The 16,549-nt window shown below is 39.4% G+C and carries 6 protein-coding genes; 3 read left to right on the top strand and 3 right to left on the bottom strand.

The genetic code is table 11. The features are described 5' to 3' along the window. Positions 1-32 precede the first annotated feature (32 nt). Positions 33-1,727, top strand: coding sequence for an energy-dependent translational throttle protein EttA (gene ettA, locus NDQ75_RS11330; RefSeq protein WP_202027592.1), 1,695 nt, complete (start codon positions 33-35; stop codon positions 1,725-1,727). 160 nt (positions 1,728-1,887) lie between these two features. Here the strand turns inward: ettA and NDQ75_RS11325 are convergent, their stop codons facing one another. Continuing rightward, positions 1,888-2,352, bottom strand: coding sequence for a GNAT family N-acetyltransferase (locus NDQ75_RS11325; protein ID WP_202027591.1), 465 nt, complete (start codon positions 2,350-2,352; stop codon positions 1,888-1,890). Continuing rightward, positions 2,353-3,369 carry a formimidoylglutamase gene (locus tag NDQ75_RS11320; RefSeq protein WP_202027590.1) on the bottom strand — a complete coding sequence of 339 codons (1,017 nt, stop codon included), beginning with the start codon at positions 3,367-3,369 and terminating at the stop codon, positions 2,353-2,355. Between the two features lie 175 nt (positions 3,370-3,544). Here NDQ75_RS11320 and NDQ75_RS11315 point away from each other — a divergent pair, with 175 nt between their 5' ends. Further along, positions 3,545-4,447, top strand: a complete 903-nt coding sequence (locus NDQ75_RS11315) for a hypothetical protein (protein ID WP_202027589.1) — start codon at positions 3,545-3,547, stop codon at positions 4,445-4,447. A gap of 179 nt (positions 4,448-4,626) precedes the next feature. Here NDQ75_RS11315 and NDQ75_RS11310 read toward each other — a convergent pair whose 3' ends face one another. After that, on the bottom strand, positions 4,627-6,195 hold the full coding sequence (locus tag NDQ75_RS11310; protein WP_202027588.1) for a M28 family peptidase: 1,569 nt from the start codon (positions 6,193-6,195) through the stop codon (positions 4,627-4,629). Positions 6,196-6,423: 228 nt separating this feature from the next. On the opposite strand from NDQ75_RS11310, the gene NDQ75_RS11305 reads away from it, so the two are divergent. Further along, positions 6,424-16,515 (top strand): PKD domain-containing protein, encoded by a 10,092-nt coding sequence (locus tag NDQ75_RS11305; RefSeq protein WP_202027587.1) that lies wholly within the window; start codon positions 6,424-6,426, stop codon positions 16,513-16,515. Positions 16,516-16,549: the final 34 nt, after the last annotated feature.

Raw genomic sequence — 16,549 nt, 5'->3', positions numbered from 1 at the left:
ATTTTAATACATTAAAAATAAAAACATAATTTATGTCTGACGATAAAAAAGTGATATTCTCCATGTCGGGGGTATCCAAAACTTATCAAAGTTCTAACAAACAGGTGCTTAAGGATATTTACTTAAGCTTTTTCTACGGAGCTAAAATTGGTATTTTAGGTCTTAATGGTTCTGGTAAATCCACTTTACTTCGCATTATTGCAGGTGAAGAAAAGAATTATCAAGGGGATGTCGTTTTCTCGCATGGATATTCTGTTGGGTATTTACCACAGGAGCCAAAATTGGATGAATCTAAAACAGTTATTGAAATCGTAAAGGAAGGGGTTGCAGAAACTGTTTCTATTTTAGATGAATATAACAAGATTAACGATATGTTCGGCTTGCCTGAAGTCTATGAAGATGCAGATAAAATGCAGAAGCTTATGGACAAACAGGCGGAGCTTCAGGATAAAATAGATGCTACCAATGCTTGGGAACTCGATACCAAGCTGGAAATAGCAATGGATGCGCTTCGTACGCCAGAACCAGATACGCCAATTAGCGTACTGTCGGGTGGGGAACGCAGACGTGTAGCTTTGTGTAGATTACTTTTACAACAACCCGATGTTTTATTACTAGATGAGCCTACCAACCACTTGGATGCTGAATCGGTATTGTGGTTGGAACAACACTTACAACAGTATAGCGGAACCGTAATTGCCGTAACGCACGACCGTTATTTCTTGGATAATGTTGCAGGATGGATTTTAGAATTGGATAGAGGAGAAGGGATTCCGTGGAAAGGAAATTACTCTTCTTGGTTAGATCAAAAATCCAAGCGTTTGGCACAGGAGCAAAAACAAGCTTCTAAACGTCAAAAAACTTTGGAACGCGAGTTGGAATGGGTACGTATGGCTCCAAAAGGGAGACAGGCAAAACAAAAAGCCCGTTTGAACAATTACGATAAGTTGCTTAACGAAGACCAAAACAAGTTGGATGAAAAGCTTGAGATTTATATCCCTAACGGACCTCGTTTGGGAACAAACGTTATTGAGGCAAAAGGGGTTTCTAAAGCTTTTGGAGATAAGCTTTTGTATGAAAACTTGAATTTCAAACTTCCTCAGGCAGGTATTGTTGGAATTATTGGTCCGAATGGAGCGGGTAAAACCACCATTTTTAAGATGATCATGGGCGAACAAGAACCCGATAAAGGTTCTTTTGAAGTTGGTGAAACTGCCAAAATAGCTTATGTAGATCAGTCGCATTCTAATATCGACCCGTCGAAGTCTATTTATGAGAATTTCTCAGACGGACAAGAATTGGTGATGATGGGTGGTAAACAGGTGAATTCCAGAGCTTATTTAAGCAGATTCAACTTTGCCGGAAGCGAACAAAATAAGAAAGTAGAAGCTTTATCCGGTGGGGAACGTAACCGATTGCATTTAGCAATGACGCTAAAAGAGGAAGGAAACGTGCTGCTGTTGGATGAGCCTACCAACGATTTGGATGTAAACACACTTCGTGCATTGGAGGAAGGTTTGGAGAACTTTGCTGGCTGTGCGGTGGTTATTTCCCACGACCGTTGGTTCCTAGATAGAATCTGTACCCACATCCTTGCTTTTGAAGGAAACTCTGAAGTATATTTCTTTGAAGGAAGCTTCTCTGATTATGAAGAGAACAAACGCAAACGTTTAGGTGCTGATGTAACACCAAAACGTATTAAGTATAAAAAGTTGATTCGGGATTAGATTCAATTTCAATTCATAAAAGAGACTATCAATAAAGCTAAAAACTCTGCTGTCAACCTGAGCGCCTGTGCTGAACATAGCTTCAGTATGTCCAAGGTATTCAGGAATAAAAACAGTAAAAATATTATAATTTGCTTTTTTAGATAGTCTCTTTTCTTTTCTAAATACCTTTGTAAACCATTTTAATATCGGCCCTTTGGTATGGATTGTTCTTTTCTAAGGTCACTTCTTCAAAACCATATTTTCTGTAGAGGTAAATAGCATTTTCCAATTTTCGGTTGGAGTAGAGTAGAAGTTGTTTAAACTTTTCTTTTTTAGCGGTTTCAATAGTGAACTTTAATAATTCCTGACCGATTTTTTTGCCCTGATATGCCGGGGAAACCGCCATTTTGGTAAGTTCAAAAACGCCATCGGACATTTTCATTAAAGCAAAACACCCGACAATGGTATTATCAACTTTAGCAAAATAAATATATCCACCAGGGTTTATAATCGTTTCTTCGCAACGGCTTAATACCTCTTTATCATGCGGTTCCACTACAAAGTATTTTTCCAGCCAAGCCACATTTAAATCTCTAAAGATAGTCGCGTATTTTGACTGAAAAGGAATAATCTCCACGTGCATTTACTTCCGAATAAAATCTGATACTAAATAAGCAATTGCCTTCCCAACCTGAGTTATTTCCCGGGGATTATCAATATTTGGAGCTGCTTCGCAGACATGCAAATAGGCAATGTTTTTCGATTTTTTTGCTGAAAAAACTAATTCTCGAACGGTGTTGAGAGACAAACCCGAACTGGTCATGGCGCTGCTCGGCATATTTTCAATGGCGTCCATATCGATTTCGAGTCCGAATTTGCTAGATTTTACAAAGTCTATTGCTTCTTTTAATTCAAAATCCAGTCCTTTTTCCTTTCGGACGAACAATTCTTCAAAAGTGTTGTATTGTATATCCGGATTCTTGTCCATTTTTTTGAAAACCTTTTTAGAAGTATAGTTTTCATGAATTCCGAAGGCAAAATAATTCTTTAGAAAACCTTCGTGGTACGCATAAGAAAATCCATTTCCGCTATGGCGTCCTTCCCTTTTTCTAAAGTCCGTATGCGCATCAATATTCAAACAGTTAATCGCATTTCCATCCGCCAGAGAAGTTCCTTTAATCATTCCGTAGGCATTATTATGACCGCCGCCAATAACAATCGGTTTTTTACCGTTGAAAACAATAGTATAGATAAGGTTTGCCACTTCCTTGTCTATTGATGCTGTGGTCTTACGAGCTTCTTCCACTTTTTCTTCCCCTTCAAGAGATTCAATTCTTTTTAAGTCTTTACTGAAATCGAGATGACCCAGCAGTAAAATTTTAGAACCTTTGGTAAATTTATTATGTTGAATATTAAGAATAAAAGAAAGAGATGCTTGCCAAGCATTCGCAGTTCCAGGTTTCCCCAAATTACCAATTACACCTATATGTTCTGGAATGCCCAATAAAACGTATTTCGCATCCGAACTTTGAAGCTGATTTTTTAAAGGCTCATCGGTTTGTAGGAGTTGGATGTGTTCTCCTAGTTTTTCTTCGCCTTTTCTAGGCGTTATTAAGGGAGTTATTTTTTTAAGGTCGTAAACAACCAAATTTGTTGCCATGTAAGCGAAATTTGTTTAATTAAAATAGTAAGATTTTACAAACAGTTGAAATAAAGTTTACTGTCTGTTAAATGTAAATAATCTAAATTTGTTTTTCAATCGTATATAGATTTGTAAGGCAATTTAAAAAAAGATTGGTTAAATTGCTGAACCAAATTTTAAAAAAAACAAACTTATGACAGAAACAAAATCTAATAATGGATTAAAGGTGATTGCCGGTTTATTGGCTGCCGCCTTAATAGGTACGCTTATTTACACTGCAAGCCTTTACAGTAGTAAAAAAGAAACGACAGAGAAGTTAAACAAAGAGAAAAACCTAGTAATTGAAGACTTAAATAACTTAAAGTCTGATTACGACAGAGCAATTTCTGAAAGTGAATCTGCCAATGCAGAATTGGTTGAAGCTAGAAATAAAATTGCCACTTATATAGATTCTGTACAAACTATGAAAGCAGATATTAGTTCGCTTTCCCGGTACAGAAGACAAGTACAACAACTTACCAAAGAGCGCGAGTTTTTGTTAGCTCAAAATGACTCTTTACGTGCTTCCAATACTTTATTGGCTATGCAAAGAGACAGTACGCAAACTGCTTTACAAGAGCAATCTATGTTTACCGATTCTTTGATTATGCAAAACACGCAGCTTTCTAAAGTAGTAGAAACTGGTGCAGCTTTAGGTTTATCTAAGTTTTCTGCTGAAGCGGTAAAAGAGCGTAACAGTGGAAAAATAGTTTCTGTTAATAATAACCGAAGAGCAGATAAATTGAAGATTTGTTATACAGTTGGTGCAAATAAAATTACAAAGCCTGGAGCGAAGCAGTTCTATATTCAAGTAACAAATCCTGCAGGAGTGATTCTTGGAGAACGTGCTGTTGCTGCTAAAGAAGGAGACGGTAGTTCCGAATCTATTAGCATAACGTACAGTAAAGCTTCCAGTTTTTACTACGAAAATACAGTATTGGACGTTTGTGACTTTATAAACAAAGAAGGGGAAGATTTTGCTGAAGGAAAATACAGTGTTGTAGTTTACGATCAAAATTTAAAAGAATTAGGATCAACAGAGTTTGAATTGAAATAAAAGAACTCAACTAACCAATTGATCTATGAAAGAAGCTGTCTCATTATTTGGGACAGCTTTTTTTATATCTTTTTCAATTGATTTTATAAAGTCAAATCATTCATTATAATATCGCTACAAAACAAAAAAAAGCCGACTCATTAACGAAGGACTCGGCTTTTATGTTAAGAATATTTGTACTAGTTTTCACTCACAGCTTTATCTACTACCAAACGTTCCGGCCTGTTGGCTATTTCCCAAGCGGTGTGGAATACCAAATCGGTTCGGTTTTTTAGCAAGTCGTAATTAATTTTATCCGGAGTGTCGGTTACCTTGTGGTAGTCGTCGTGTGTCCCGTTAAAATAAAAGATAATCGGCACATTGTGCTTTGCAAAGTTGTAATGGTCACTTCGGTAATAAAAACGGTTTGGGTCGTTTTCATCATTGTAAGTGTAATCCAATTCAATTTGCGTATATTTTTCATTTACTTTTTCTGAAAGTTCGTGAAGGTCTGTACTCAATTTATCAGAACCGATTAAATAGATATAATTACGATTACCATCTCTTTTTGGGTCGATTCTACCAATCATATCGATATTTAAATCTGCCACGGTTTGTTCCATGGGAAAAATAGGGTTTTCCGAGTAATATTCAGATCCTAACAATCCTTTTTCTTCTCCCGTAACGTGTAGAAACACAATGGAGCGTTCAGGGCCGTTACCATCTTCAGCAGCTTTTTTAAAAGCCTCAGCAATTTCTAAAATAGCAACAGTACCACTTCCGTCGTCATCAGCACCATTGTAAACATCTCCACTAGGATCTACGCCAACATGGTCTAAATGCGCAGAAATAACTACATATTCTTCAGGTTTGCTTTTCCCTTCGATAATGGCTACTACATTTTCGGAATCTACCTCTCTGTTTGTGTTTTGCAAGTTTAAGCTAATGGTAGCATCTAATTCCTTCGCCTTATTATCAGTGTCAATATCATTGAACAATGCTTCGGCAACTTTTTGGTTTACCATTAAGTTTGCTATTTTCTTTTCATCCGTTTTCAAAGATATTTGTCCGTCATCTTTTCTTTCAGCATAATGGTCGTATCTTCTTTTTGCACGATTGTAGAAATCTTCATCGTAATAAATAAAACCTTCCGCCCCTTTTTCTTGAGCAATTTCTACTCTTTTTGTAAGTGTTTCACGCCAGTTAGACCAAACGGAAGGAGTTTTAGTCCCCGTAAGTATGTAGCTGCCATAGTCTGTTTTTGGCTCTCCAATTTTAACAAGCACGTATTTTCCTTTCACATCAATGTTGTTGTAATCGGAATATTTCTCGGTATCAATACCATAACCTGCGTAAACAATATCAAAAGTTTTATTGGCTACGGAAGAAAAGCTTATTACACCTTCACCCATTGAAAACTCCTGACCATTAATTTTTATTTGCCCAGTTGGAACACCGCTGATTTCCAAAGGAACTTTTTGGAAATAATCGTTACCTCCTTTTGCTGCGGGGATTCCCAGCGCTTCATATTCAGCTTTTAAATATTCAACAGCTTTTTTCTGACCAGGTTCACCGGTATTTCTACCTTCAAACTCGTCGGATGCATACGTATACAAATGCTCTTTTAATTCTTCTTCGGTGATAGTTTTCGCATAATCGATTCGATTAGTATCATCAGATGAATTGTTAGTAACAGTCGTACTGTTATTTTGTTGAGCGCTATTGCAAGCTACGGCAAAAACAAGTCCTGCGTATAGAATTTTTTTCATTTGTAGAGTTAAAATTAGCGTTATAGAATTTTCAAATATACTAAGGATGTGTAATACTTTTGGTTCGCAAAGCTTAATAACTTGTTAAATCTGGTAAGACCTTACTTTAAAAGCGATTCAAAAAGAGTTTATTATTAAAACCGGATTATAAAATATTTTTTTTAAATTTACTTAACACTTCCCCCAGCCATTGATTTAAAATCTAACTAACAAATCAATCGACTTTACATGGCTAAATTTTACTATTCTTTGTTTTTTTTATTCAAAACAAGAAAGCCCTTTTTTGGTTCACCTCTTTATAGATCCTCTTTTTTTTTAGTTATTTTCTTTTGTATCGGGATTTACCAATTACAAGCCCAAAACTGTAGTGTTAATGCGGGTATAGATGAAACTATTTGCGGAGATGTAACCACATTTAATCTTTCTGGTTCTTCCGCAGGAAACATTACCACAGCACCTAGTTGGAGTCAAATTTCAGGGCCATCAGTTACCATTGCCGATCCGTCTAATTTAAATACAGAAATTACTGGAATTGTTGGTGGAAACACATATGGTTTTAGACTTACAGCTGGTTGCGAAGATGGTGTAGCCGTATTCCAAGATGTAGAAATAACAGTTCAAAATATTACCGTTGCGAACGCGGGAAGTGATATAGAAACTTGCCCCGATAGCTCTGGTGGAACTTTAATAACAGGAAACCCTCCAAGTTTCCCTGGAGAAGTTGGGGAATGGAGCATAGTGGGAGGAAATGGAGCAGGGGTTACCATAAATAATCCAAGTTCGAACAGCACCACCATAGATCTTTCTGAAACTTCTGCAGGAACAACAACCCTACGATGGACGATTACCGGTCCAGAATATGCTCCTGGCGAACGTTGCCAAACCTTTGATGAAATAACCATTACAAATTACGGGGGAGAAGAGCCCGTGGATGCGGGTCCCGACAAAACGTTAAACAGTTGCTACACAGTTTCTCAATCTACTCAATTAGATGGTAGTTTCGCTGGAAATGGTACTGGAGGTCAGCAAGGAACGTGGGAATTTGTAAGTGGTCCGAGGCAACCTAATATTGTAGATCCAAATAACAATACCACCCAAGTTAACGGGCTTTATGAAGGGGTTTATGTATTTCGATGGAACGTTTCGGGTCCTTGCGTTACGGGTTCCGACACGGTAACAATTACAGTTGATGAGGCCACACAAGATGTGACTAAAGCATCTGTTGCTGATAATAACCAAGTTTTTTGTAATCCATCCGTTACACAAACAACCTTAGTTGGAAATGAACCAGAATTTGCTGGGGAAACTGTATTATGGAGACAAACAAGTGGCCCTCCTGCCAATATTACCAATCCAAATAGTTCTACTACGGAAGTGACTGGTTTATCCTACAACAATACTTACAAATTCGATTATACAATAACCAATCAAAACACGGGATGTTCCACTAGAACGAATGTTACGGTAAGCTACAGTGATAATAATTTATCAATTGAAGCTAATAATGGAATGGATATTATTGCGGAATGTGGAGAATTAAATATAGAAATTCCGTTTACTACCACTGGTAATGGTGTCAATGAATACAGTATAGTTAGTGGACCTGCAGGTGCATTTACCTATCCTACGCCATACCAATCATTTGAAAACACATCACCATTATTGTTAATGTTTGAGAAATCTGGAACATATAATGTTGCATTGAGAAGGAGGGTAACAGGAGATATTCTCTCGGAATGTGATGTGGCTACTTCATCTATAAACGTAACCGTTGCTGTAGCGCCGACACCAGCCAACGGAGGAACCAATCAAGTATTGGAATGTGGTGTAACGACTACTGAGCTTACAGGAAACGAAGTGGAATCAGGAACTTCTCTATGGGCGCAAATTTCAGGGCCGAGCAATGCTACTTTTATTGATCCGTATGCTAGGGTTACAGAGGTTTCAGGATTAGTTCCTGGTAATTACGTTTTTCGCTATTTGGTAACTGCCGCTGGAGGTGCTTGTGTATCGTCAGAAACAACACAATCTGATGTGTTGGTAGTGGTTTCAGAAAATATTAGAACTGATGAATCGGATGCCGGACCAGACCAAAATGGTATATGTAGAGGCATCGAGGTGCAATTGGCCGGAAATAACTTAAAGCCTGGTCAAGTTGGGACGTGGCAACAAGTTCCCGATGGAACGCCACAAACTGTCGTTTTTGCAGATGCAAACGATCCCAATACAACAGCAACCGGATTTGATGTTGAAAACCAAAGTTATACGCTCGAGTGGTTAATCACCAGTGAAAGCGCTAGTTGTATTACCTCAAGTGTAGATCAAGTGGTAATTACAACTTCTGATACCGAAGGACCTACACCTGCCCAAGCTGGCGATGATAGATGTTATCCTTCTGGAACAATTGATATTTCCCTTCAAGGAAATGAACCAAGACTAATTGAGAGAGGAACGTGGACGGTAGTCCCTTCCGGACCAGTGATTGCAGACATTAATGATCCCAGTACATCGGTAACTATTCCAGGGGACGGGGAATATACTTTTACCTGGACCATTTCTTCCCCTAATGGTTGTGAAGATACTTCAGACGATGTTTTGATTGTGATTGAAGATGAGGCAGAGGCAGATGCCGGACCGGACCAAACAGATTGCTCCAATTCATTTATCATGGCCGCGAACTCCTCTAATGGGAGAGGTGAGTGGACACAAGTTTTAGGACCGGGAGGATTTACCATCGTAGATCCTAATAGTCCTAACACCGAAATTACATTTACTTTTTCAGGTTCTTATGTTTTTGAATGGACTGTTTCCGCTGGGGAATGTTCCACTGATTCAGATCAAGTTACCATTAACGTTGGTTTGCCTCCAACACAAGCCGTTGCGGGACCCGACCAAACAGTTTGTAACGGCGGAAACACAGTTACACTTTCAGCAAACGATTTTGATCCAAATACCGAAACGGGAACTTGGAGTGTGGCGGAAGGAGCAAGAAGTACACCAACAATTACAGATCCTAATGATCCAAATACTACGGTTACGGGTTTGCTAACGGGAGAATACACTTTTATCTGGTCTATTAAGGGAGATCCCAATTGCCCGGCCAGTTCAGATGAAACCCTTGTTACCATTTCTACTCCCGCTAATGCAGGGAATGATAAAAATTTATGTAATGCCACTAATGTTTCGCTTCAAGCAGAAGAAGGATCAACAGGAACTTGGTCTCAAGTATCTACCACTGGAAACAATGCGGTAATTAGTCAAAGTGGGAATTCAAACCTAGCGAATGCACAGATTGAACCAGGAACCGATTACGTATTTCGATTTACGACGGATACGCCGGGTTGTATTACTTCTGATGACGTAGCAATTAACAATAGTGGTTTGCCAGAGTTTCCTCCAAATGCGGGAAGTGATGATCAGGTTTGCCAAGCAGATTTAAATCCAACCAATACATATACTTTAAATGGAAATGCTCCTCCGACTGGTGCAACTGCCGAATGGAGAATTGCAGATCAACCAAACGGTGCTGCTGCTGCTATCACCGATCCTTCAAATCCAACCACGACTGTAACAAATTTAACAGTACCCGGATTTTATATTTTAGAATGGAATTTTAGCGTTGGAAATTGTACTACGGAATCAGATGTGTTTAGACTCACAGTATTCCAAGAACCTTCAGATCCCGATGCGGGGCCTGATCAGGATAATGCTTGTGTTCTTTCTGCACAAATGAATGCCGTTGTACCAACGGCTGGAGTGGGAACCTGGACATTTGCCACGGATCCTTCCAACGGAGATGCCATTATCGATAGTCCAAATTCACCTACAACTACTATTTCAAATATAACAGCTTTGGGAACCTATACGCTCACTTGGACGGTTTCAACAGGCCCTTTTCCGGCGCCTTCTGCTTGTACGCCCAAAGAAGACACCGTGAATATTACCTTTACGGATGAGCCTCCATTTGAGGCGAATGCCGGCCCTGATCAAGAGCTTTGTTTAATAGCGCCAGCTCCCAATTTAACGACTACCTTAGATGCTGAGGATTTTCCTAGCGGAGACCCAACTATTGGTACTTGGACGGTGGTAAGTGGCCCAAATACGCCTAATTTTGCCAATGCAAATAATCCAAATACGGCTGTTCTAAATTTAGTAGCTGGGGAATACGAGTTTTTATGGACCACTGAAAAAGGAGGCTGTACTGATGAAGATTCAATGAAAGTTACAGTTTTTGCATCACCAACTACTGCAGATGCCGGACCTAATCAAACCATTGCAGAATTTACGCCGTTAATTTTGGCTGGAAATACACCTACAACGGGTACAGGAACATGGTCTCAGTTGGATGGCCCAACTCCTGCTAGATTTACAAACCCGAATAATCCACAAACTTCGGTGAATGATATAATCAAGGGTACTTATTATTTTGCTTGGACCATAGAAAATGGAGTTTGTGATGTTTCATCCGACGTGGTAAAAATTGAGGTAATAGGAAGTGCCGATTTAGAACTTACTAAAACGGCTAGTGTACAACGCTTTACACCAAACGTGGTATCTCCTGGGGATATAGTTACTTTTACAATCGAAGTTTTCAATAACAATATTACTGGAACTTCAGATGCTACTGGAGTTACTGTTGCCGATCTTTTACCTAACGGATATACGATTATCAACAATACCATTTCCGATAATGGAATTTATTACTCTGGAAATTCAGCTATTGTTTGGGAAGATTTATCGATAGCATTGGGAGAAACAAAAAGCCTTTCATTTGAAGCAACCGTAAAAAAAGAAGGGAATTTTGAAAATAGGGCGTTAATCATTGCTTCGGACCAAAGGGATCCTGATAGTGATCCAAATTCAGGTTTCAATGATGACGATTTGAACGATGGCATTGCCGATGACGATGAAGATTCAGCTGTAGTTCTTGTGGAGCCAGCTGATTTAGAACTTACAAAATCTGCCAATGCTTCTTCAGCAAATATTAATGAAGAGGTGATATTCCGTTTAGACTTGGTAAATAATGGTCCGGGAGGAGCGGCGGATATTTCAGTAAAAGATACCATTCCAAGTGGATACACTTTTGTAAATGGATCCGCAAACAATAATGGCGTTTATAACCCAGGTGATAAAAGTATTACGTGGAGCGGGATAGTGCTTAACGGTGGATTTACCCGCACATTGACCTATCGAGCATTCCCCAATGCAACAGGGACGGATTATACCAATGTGGCTGAAATTACATCCTCTAATAATTTAGACCCGAATAGTGATCCAAATGTGAGCACCGATGAAGATGATTTAAATGATGGAATTCCAGATAATGATGAAACTGAATTAACAGTTCCCGTGGCACAAACAGACCTTTCTTTGGAAAAGGTTGTAGACAACGCCAATCCAAATGTAGGCGAAACGGTAACTTTCACACTTACGTTAACAAATGAAAGTAATGTAGATGCTACAAATGTAACCGTAGAAGATTATGTTCCTGCAGGTTACAGAATTCTTACGATTAATAACAACGGAATACGTTCTGGAAATACAATTCGATGGACTGGATTTAACATTCCTGCACAAACTTCCCTTACGGCAGTCGTTACTATGGAGGTGTTGGCGCCAAAGGGAACTATAGACGAATACTTAAACGTGGCCCAAGTTACTGAAATGGATCAGTTGGATAGCGACAGTTCGCCAGATAATGATGACGGTGACCAAAGTGAAGATGATGAAACCAGTATTTCGGTTACTCCTCAAGTGGCAGATTTAAGCCTTACCAAAACGGTAAGTATACTCAATCCTATATTGGGAGACAATGTAACTTTTACCGTTACAGTAACCAATGATGGCCCAAATAATGCTACAGGAGTAAGTATTGTAGATGTTCTTCCTTCGGGATATACACTTCAAACAGTTAATAATGGTGGATTCGCAAGCGGAAACACAGCGACTTGGAATAACCTTTCCATTGCTAACGGAGCGAACGTAGTTTTAACGTATGAGGCTACAGTGATACAAGGAAATGGTACTTTATTGTCTCACACCAATACTGCGCAAGTTACCGCTAGCGATCAATTTGATCCTAATTCAACTCCAAACAATAACAGACCCACCGAAGATGATCAAGCGGTGGCTAATGTAGTTCCTCAAAACTTAGTAGACATTGGGGTAACAAAAGTTTCAGATATCCAAACAGTAACTACTGGCGATGTTGTAACATTCACGGTTCAAGTTTCCAATAATGGTCCGAGTGATGCTACGGGGGTATTAGTACAAGATAGAATGGGAGATAATTTAGATTACCAATCTAATACAGCTCCAACTGGGACCAGTTTTACATTTAACACGGGAACAAATGAAGGGTTATGGAATATTGGAAATCTTGCTGCAGGGGATGATATTTCAATCACGATAACTGCCCAAATCAATGGTAATGCTGTACCCGACGAATATTTAAACGTCGCAGAATTAACCGGATTAACACAAACCGATTCCGATTCTACCCCCGGAAATAACCTACTCACGGAGGATGACCAAGATGAAGTTGATTTAAGCGCTGTTTTATCTTCAGATTTAAGTTTAACCAAAACTGTAGATTTAACTGAACAAACTGTTGGTAGTGAAGTAACTTTCTCAATTACGGTTTTAAATGACGGACCTTCCACAGCAACCGGTGTTGAAATCACGGATATTCTACCGAACGGTTATACGTTCTCAAGTTTTACAGTAACCGATGGGAGCTATGTCTCCGCAACGGGAGTTTGGACACTTGATACTAATTTAGGTGTTGGAGAATCTGAAAATCTTCAAATTATAGCAACCGTAAATCCAACTGGGGATTATGTAAACCAAGCGGAGGTTACAGCTTCAGATAATCCAGATCCTGATTCTACCCCAAACAACGGGCCAAATTCAGAAGACGATTTTGCTGAAGTAGAAGTAACGCCTATTCCATTGATTGATTTGGAACTAATTAAGGATGTAGATATCAATAATACAGATATTGGGGACGAAATAGTATTTACCGTGCAAGTTATTAATAATGGTCCGAGTGATGCTACGGGAGTTACTGTAAAAGATTTACTTCCTGCGAAGCTTGAATATGTAAGTGATGACGCTGGAGGAAGCTACGATACTGCAACTGGTATCTGGGATATTGGCGATTTGGCAGTTTCAGCTTCAGAAACGTTAACTATTTCAGCGAAAGTTCTGTTGTATGACGATTCACAGCCTATCCCGTTGGATGATTATCTTAACGTAGCTGAAGTTTTTTCAGCAAATGAAGAAGATATAAATTCCACACCAAATAATGGACCAAACACTGAAAATGACTATGACCAGGAGCAAATAACACCTAATCCAACCAGAATAGATTTAGTGGTAGTGAAAACTCCTGATAATTTTAGCCCAACTGTTGGAGATGAGGTTGTGTTTTCTGTTACTGTTACGAATGATGGTCCGCAAGATGCTTCGGGTGTTATAGTAACGGATAAATTGAACGAGCCTGGTTTTGGGTATGTTACCCATACTACTTCCGTAGGTGATTATGAGCCAGCCTCTGGAGCTTGGAATGTAGGCGATGTTCCTGTAGGAGTAACGGAAACTTTAACTATCACGGCTACCGTTCAGCAAGTAGGTTCGTATGTGAACACTGCGCAAGTAACTGATCAGGACCAAATAGGAGAGTCCGTACCAGCAAACAACGACCCATCAGAAGATGATTATAGTTCGATTAACCTTACGCCAATCTTTCCTGCGGATCTACAAATCGAAAAATCGGTTAACAATGGTACACCGGAAGTAGGAAGCGTGGTTAATTTCTCTATCAACGTTACCAACAATGGCCCGGCCATCGCTACAGGCGTTGAGGTGACCGATTTATTACCGGACGGGTACACCTTTGTAGGAGCTACCGGAACAGGAATTTATGATGAAACTACTGGAATATGGTTATTAAATCAACCTATCACCGTTGGGGAAACTGTAAATGGAACCATTGTAGCACGTGTAAATGCTACAGGAAATTACCTAAATGTTGCTGAAATAACAGCTGCAGACCAAACAGATCCTGATTTAAGTAATAATCAAGACGATGCTGAAATCATACCAAACGCTATTATCGATCTTTCGTTAGATAAAGTAGTGAGCAAGCTTCAACCGGAGATTGGAGAAACGATTTCTTTTACGCTTTCACTCACCAATGATGGTCCGAGTGAGGCCACAGGAGTAGAAGTAACCGATTTGTTACCAAGCGGATACACTTTTGTTTCCTCTTCAGCACCTATTGCTTACAATGATGCTACAGGGGTTTGGAATGCTCCAACAATTGGGGTTGATGAAACGATATTCTTACAAATAAATGCAACTGTTAACGACGCTGGAACGTATTTGAATATTGCTGAAGTTACTGCGGCCGATCAAGAAGATATAAATTCTACACCGAACAATGGAAACGTAAATGAGGATGATTATGATAGAATTGCCATTCTTCCGAAGCGTCCAGTGGATATTGAAGTTGAAAAAGTTGTCGATAACGAAACGCCGGGAATAGGAGATGAAATTACGTATACCATTTCAGTTTTAAATAATTCCAATGGAGGAACAAATGTAAGTGACGCTACAGGATTGGCAGTGAGAGATATTTTGCCAAGCGGACTCAATTTTGTAGAGGCAGTTGCATCAACTGGAACGTACGATGAAAATGTAGGCACTTGGGATCTTGGCGATTTAGCAAATGGTGCTACGGCTACCTTAACAATAACTGCAACCGTTAGGGCTATTGGAAATTATGTAAACACAGCAGAATTAATTGCTTCTGATAATGAGGATCCAGACTCTACTCCCGGAAACGGCGTAGCAGGAGAAGATGATCAATCAACGATTACCATAATGCCATCAAGTGCTGCAGATTTATCACTGACTAAAACGGTAAACAATCCTACCCCAAACACGGGAGAAAACGTACAATTTATAATTACAATTAACAACGATGGTCCGGGTATTGCCACGGGAATGGAGGTTACCGAATATCTGCCCTCTGGCTTTACTTTTGTTGGAGCAGTCCCCACAGATGGTGTTTATAATGCCTCCACTGGAGTTTGGGATTTAAGCGCCCCAATGCTACCAGGCAGTACACAAAGTATTACCATTGTTGCCCGTGTAAATGCGGCTACTGGAACAGCAAATGAGTATTTGAATACTACGGAAATTACAGTGGCTAACAATAATGATCCCGATTCTACACCTGGAAACGGAGTTACAACAGAAGACGATTATGCGGAAGTTGCGGTAACACCGGCTTCCTTAATTGATCTATCATTGACTAAAACAGTTAATCTCCTTCGTCCAGACACGGGTGATGAGGTCGTTTTTACTATTGTTATAAGTAATGCTGGTCCGAGTACGGCAACTGGTGTTCAAGTGATGGATATGCTCCCAGCGGGTTACACCTATGTTTCAGATAATGTATTCGGACTGTACGACGCCGCTACGGGAATATGGGACGTCGGAGAACTTGGCGATAACGAATCGAAAACACTTGAAATTACGGCAACAGTAAATCCGTCCGGAAGTTATGTAAACATTGCTGAAGTTTCAGCTGCCAATGAAACCGATGTGGATTCTACACCTGGCAATGGAAATCCGAACGAAGATGATCAAGATCAAGCACAGATATTACCAAGGGTCGTATTGGATATTGGTTTGGAAAAAACAGTAGATAATACTAGTCCAACCATTGGTAGAAACGTAGTCTTTACCATCACTGCTTCCAATCTTGGCGTCGCAGATGCCACCAATGTGGGTATTGAAGAGATTCTTCCGAGTGGTTACGAATTTGTAAGCGCGGCAACATCCACAGGAAATTATGATGAAAGTGTTGGTGTTTGGAGTATTCCAACATTTGTAGGAAATTCTTCGGAAACGTTAACGATTACTGCTGAAGTAGTAGATGTAAACGATTATGTGAACGTAGTGACCTTGGCATTTTTAGATCAAATAGATACCAATCCAGATAACGATAGAGCGGAAGCTTCGGTGACACCTAATTGTTTAACGATTTACAATGAGTTTTCGCCAAACAGAGATGGGGTGAACGACTTCTTTACTATTGATTGTATTTCTCAATATCCTAATAACCGATTGGAAGTTTACAACCGTTGGGGAAGTTTGGTGCACGCCGAAAACAGATATAATAATGATTGGGATGGTACTACAGATGGCAAAGCCACCGATAAGGTATTGCCGGTAGGAACGTATTATTACATTTTAGACCTTGGGGATGGTTCAGAGCCAACTTCTGGATGGTTGTATATTATAAAATAAATAGCCTTCCGAAGGCAAAAGATATAAATAGAAT

The organism is Galbibacter mesophilus (assembly GCF_023721415.1).
GTDB classification, from domain to species: Bacteria; Bacteroidota; Bacteroidia; order Flavobacteriales; family Flavobacteriaceae; genus Galbibacter; species Galbibacter mesophilus.
Note: the sequence above shows the minus strand (reverse complement) of the source record. Positions and strands in the feature narration are given on the sequence as shown.

Bases quoted from the DNA above. Each gene is read 5' to 3' on its own strand.
- ettA (WP_202027592.1), top strand. From the start codon at position 33: ATGTCTGACGATAAAAAAGTGATATTCTCCATGTCGGGGGTATCCAAA.
- NDQ75_RS11325 (WP_202027591.1), bottom strand. From the start codon at position 2,352: ATGCACGTGGAGATTATTCCTTTTCAGTCAAAATACGCGACTATCTTT.
- NDQ75_RS11320 (WP_202027590.1), bottom strand. From the start codon at position 3,369: ATGGCAACAAATTTGGTTGTTTACGACCTTAAAAAAATAACTCCCTTA.
- NDQ75_RS11305 (WP_202027587.1), top strand. From the start codon at position 6,424: ATGGCTAAATTTTACTATTCTTTGTTTTTTTTATTCAAAACAAGAAAG.
- NDQ75_RS11310 (WP_202027588.1), bottom strand. From the start codon at position 6,195: ATGAAAAAAATTCTATACGCAGGACTTGTTTTTGCCGTAGCTTGCAAT.
- NDQ75_RS11315 (WP_202027589.1), top strand. From the start codon at position 3,545: ATGACAGAAACAAAATCTAATAATGGATTAAAGGTGATTGCCGGTTTA.